This is a genomic window from Methylophaga sp. UBA5088 (genome assembly GCF_002414625.1).
Lineage (GTDB): Bacteria > Pseudomonadota > Gammaproteobacteria > Nitrosococcales > Methylophagaceae > Methylophaga > Methylophaga marina.
The window spans coordinates 1-4,059 of record NZ_DIAC01000003.1; the positions used below are offsets into that span (position 1 = coordinate 1).

Annotated in this window: 4 protein-coding genes and 1 pseudogene; 3 read left to right on the forward strand and 2 right to left on the reverse strand. The window is 43.8% G+C overall.

Features of this window, described 5'->3' with window-relative positions:
* Positions 1-1,123: IS4 family transposase (locus B4K20_RS00340; protein ID WP_289281450.1), on the reverse strand; the 1,123-nt coding region annotated here is incomplete at its 3' end.
* Between the two features lie 196 nt (positions 1,124-1,319).
* Between B4K20_RS00340 and B4K20_RS00345 the strand changes: the two genes are divergently transcribed.
* The 3 genes from B4K20_RS00345 (at position 1,320) to B4K20_RS00355 (ending at position 3,563) form a co-directional block, all read left to right on the forward strand.
* Positions 1,320-1,703: a hypothetical protein gene (locus B4K20_RS00345; RefSeq protein WP_289281451.1), complete on the forward strand. Its 384-nt coding sequence runs from the start codon at positions 1,320-1,322 to the stop codon at positions 1,701-1,703.
* Positions 1,681-2,304: an alpha/beta fold hydrolase gene (locus B4K20_RS00350; RefSeq protein WP_289281452.1), complete on the forward strand. Its 624-nt coding sequence runs from the start codon at positions 1,681-1,683 to the stop codon at positions 2,302-2,304. Before B4K20_RS00345 ends, B4K20_RS00350 begins: the two co-directional genes overlap by 23 nt.
* A gap of 128 nt (positions 2,305-2,432) precedes the next feature.
* Entirely contained in the window at positions 2,433-3,563 is a 1,131-nt protein-coding gene (locus B4K20_RS00355) for a M23 family metallopeptidase (RefSeq protein WP_289281453.1), read from the forward strand.
* Positions 3,564-3,752: 189 nt separating this feature from the next.
* On the opposite strand, the pseudogene B4K20_RS00360 reads toward B4K20_RS00355, so the two are convergent.
* Positions 3,753-4,059: pseudogene (locus tag B4K20_RS00360) on the reverse strand (hypothetical protein); the annotation flags it as partial.

A 4,059-nucleotide genomic window follows, 5' to 3' on the forward strand; every position in this document is an offset into this window, starting at 1 on the left:
TCAATTTCGCATATTTATCAGCAATGACTCTAAACCCAATAAAGGGTAAGGATAAAACCGAATCCGTTTTCAAACTATTCGCTTGATATTGACGATGATGCTGTGTTTGCCGGGCAGCTAATCCAATCACCATCAGTATCCAGTGGGTAATCGTTGTCAGCAGGATTAACACAGATAATCTCTCTTTATGTGTCGTTTTATTGTATTCAAATCCCTGTCCAAATCGGTGGCTTTTCATATCTCTAAAACCTTCTTCTATTTGCATACGATAACGATATATTTTGGTGATTTTAGTCGCCAAGAATGTACTATGACTTAAAGAGGTCGCTAACAGCCAAGGATCATTGGCTGATTTTCTGTGAACCCGATGTTGTTTCGATTGACGCTCACAGCCGGCATGGTTCAACACTTTTCTTCCTGTTGATTTTTGCTTAACAATAACCAAGTTACATGGCAACGGGTTTCGTCTTGCAATCGCCCCCTTGAGGAGTTTTGGCCGCTGTGTTGCTTGCTTATATAACTGAGTAATACATTGCCAATGTTCATTATCCACACTATAAAAATTTGGCAGTCGAGCACGACCAACAAAGTCCCAGCCCATTGCTAAAACGGCTCGAAACCAGGGTGTTTTAAATCCTGCGTCCGTCACAATAATCGGTTGGCATTGCTGACCAAGTACCTCAGCGAGACGACTCAGAAATTGACAGTGTGTTTTAGGTTTTTCTTTGGTACTTAGATCGTGTACTTCCTCATAAAGACATAAACCCCGACGGTGTGATACCAAGGTTGCCCGAAGCAAGAAGTGGCCTTTATGCTCATCTAAGTCAGACCAATCAACCAACAGGATAGGGCGTTTGGCCTTGCCGACAGTGAACTTGGCTAACTGTTGATACAGTGTCAGGGTTTGTGCATGTAAGTGACGGTTTGAAAGTAATCTATCTGCTCGCTTTATGCGATGTTTTTCTTTTGCTGGAGAAGCAATGCCTCTTCCCAATGCTGTGACGGTAGCTGAGGCACCGTTCAATAAACTGTCAATGGCATCGGTTAATGCACACCTTCGGCGTGAATGCATATCAGGCGTGACAAGTGACATGGTTTTCTTCAATATAGGATGAACATTCATGGTGTTTTCGGCTGGTTGTATTTGTTTGGCGATAGATCTGATCACCAAATGCCATGAATGTTCCCTAACATATCAACTAGACCATTGATTGTTAGCCATTATTTTTGGGGATAGCTCAGGGTCAGAGTGTTTGATTCTGCCTAATCAATCAAAACCGACAAACACAGAACAAAACCGTTATGCAAAAAGTATCAACATGAAACTCTATTTATTGGTTGCTTTGTTCTTTATTGCTAGTGATCTGTTTGCTGACCAAGCAGAAACCATCATTAAGTTGAAAACCGAGACAGGAATACTGGAAGGCTCCCTCATGATTCCCACTGGAAACAGTCCAGTGCCTGTCGCATTAATCATTGCAGGCTCGGGGCCGACGGACAGAGATGGCAATAACCCTGCGATGAAGAATAATTCTCTAAAAATGCTGGCAGAGGCGTTGTCTGAAAATGGTATTGCCACTCTGAGGTATGACAAACGAGGCATTGGTAAAAGCCAACAAGCGGGTGTAAAAGAGAGTGAATTACGGTTTGAGCATTACATTTCAGATGTAAAAAGACTGGGTGGCGTTATTAAACAAGGATGAACGGTTTAGTGGCGTCACAATCATAGGACATAGTGAAGGTTCATTGATTGGCATGGTGGCGGCTCAGGAAAGCTGTGTGAAAAACGTCATCTCTATTGCTGGCCCAGGTCTTTCGGCAGATAAGGTCATATTGGAACAAATAGAGTCACAATCGCCGCAAGTTCTAACTCGTGTATTACCCATCATTGAGCGTCTTAGGCAAGGCAAAATGGTTAATGACGTTAATCCGCAACTGTATGCTTTATTTAGGCCGAGTGTGCAGCCTTACATGATATCTTGGTTTAAGTATGACCCCACCGAAGAAATAGCCAAACTTAAGATGCCAGTGTTGACTATCCAGGGGGTGAACGACATTCAAGTGAGTGAAGCCCAAGCAAAAATGCTAGCCAAAGCTAACCCTCATGCACAGTTGAAGCTGGTTGATGACATGAATCATATTTTCAAACAGACTGGGCCACATCGGGCAGATAATCTTGCTAGCTATAACCAGCCAGATCTAACAATTAATCCTGTCCTGACTCATATCATCACTGACTTTGTTATGAAAAATGATAAGCAGAAATCTAATTTAGCTTATATAAAAAGCTGTGTGGCTCAATAAGACTAGCTAGATAGCTACTGAGCAATAAAGCTGAGGTGTGATCTCCTTTTTTTCTCCATTAACTCACCCAACACTTTAACTTCCATCATTACCTCTCCGAGCATTTGCCTTTACAGTTTGTCTTAACAGTGAGTTCACAAGACAACAGGTTGAATATCGGTATGAATGATCCGACAAAAGCATCTGACAACGAAGAAACAACTGTATCTGAGCAGGGTGAGATGAATCAGGAGGTTGATAAGCCGTCTGCCACTGAATCTGCCAAGCCTTGCAAACGTTTGATGCGTTTCTGGTTACTGTTTATTGTGTTATCTGGTTTGGTGGTACTGCTTTCTGTTCGTGATGATCTACGTCAAAATGCTATTGATAGTAGTGAACAGGCAGTTCACTACATTGCCTTCGATATGCTGGGTTGGTCACCGCGAGAGCTGTTTATCTGGCGTTTACGGATGGCAGGATTATTAGAAAGTCCATTAGGCCAACGATGGACACATGCAGTTGACCTTGCCAGTAAGAAACCAATACAAGCCGGTGATCAATATCGCACTACTGATACTTTTGAAGATGATGAAGTGGAAGCTCATATTTATCAGGTCTCATTAGAACGAGGTGAAAAGCTGGTGTGGCAACTGACGCGACAGGATATGGCTGATAGTCGTTTATACGCCAGCCTGGAACGACGTAAAAGAAATGATGAACACTGGACGACGATGAGTTATCTAGAGGCAGAAGGCGACACCCTGACGCGAATCGCATCAGCAGCTGGGGATTATCGGATTGTGCTGCAACCCGAGTTATTTGCCAAAGTCGACTATTCCTTAGACATGGCGAGTGGTGGTTCATTACCTTTTCCCGTAGAAGGCGCCAAGCAACGGGATATTGGTAGCGTCTTCGGTGACCCACGTGATGGTGGTGCCAGAAAACATCATGGCGTCGATATCTTTGCTAAAAAGGGCACGCCTGTTACGGCTGTGATTGATGGTTACGTCCGTACTGGGACCGGTGGATTGGGGGGCAAATACGTCTGGCTGTCAGGCGGAATGTTTGGTTTAGGTAGCGCCCGATATTACTATGCTCATCTGGATGACTTTGCCGTTGAATCGGGTGATAAGGTCAAGAAAGGTGAGGTTATCGGCTATGTGGGCAACACAGGTAATGCCAGAACTACGCCGCCTCATCTTCACTTTGGGATCTACGCTGGTGGCCCAGTTGATCCTGAGCCGTTTCTGAAGCCAGAGCCAGAGTTGCCTGCAAGCTAAGCATCGCCTAAAGGATAAAGACTTCACTACTTTTAGATGGGCGAACAATAAGAATCAGACTCCTGGGTATAAATGCATCAGAACTTTCATCCAGATATTTTTTGAATAAACTACCTACGCATAAAACATTAGTTGCTTGTGTTAGGTTGGCAAAGAAACGAACTTTTTTACTGCCCAACACGATTTAGCTTAGGGTGGGCAGAGATTAATGCCATTGGTTTCAATTGAGCCTGTAATGGTATAGCCGCCAGCGATATCACATTTGACGAGGTTTGATGTATTGCCTGTTCCCGAAAGGTTATTAATCGTCACCCCCGTCCCGAGAAAGTATGTAACCCATTTACTCACTGGGGATGTGCCTGCCATGTTCAGGGTATTATTAGAAAAGTCGATATTGGCGTTATTATTGAGAATTTGTAAGACCGCACCATTATAACCATTGGCGATAACGTTCATATTGTTATCACGTACGGTGACTGGCGTCGAGGTAGACAAG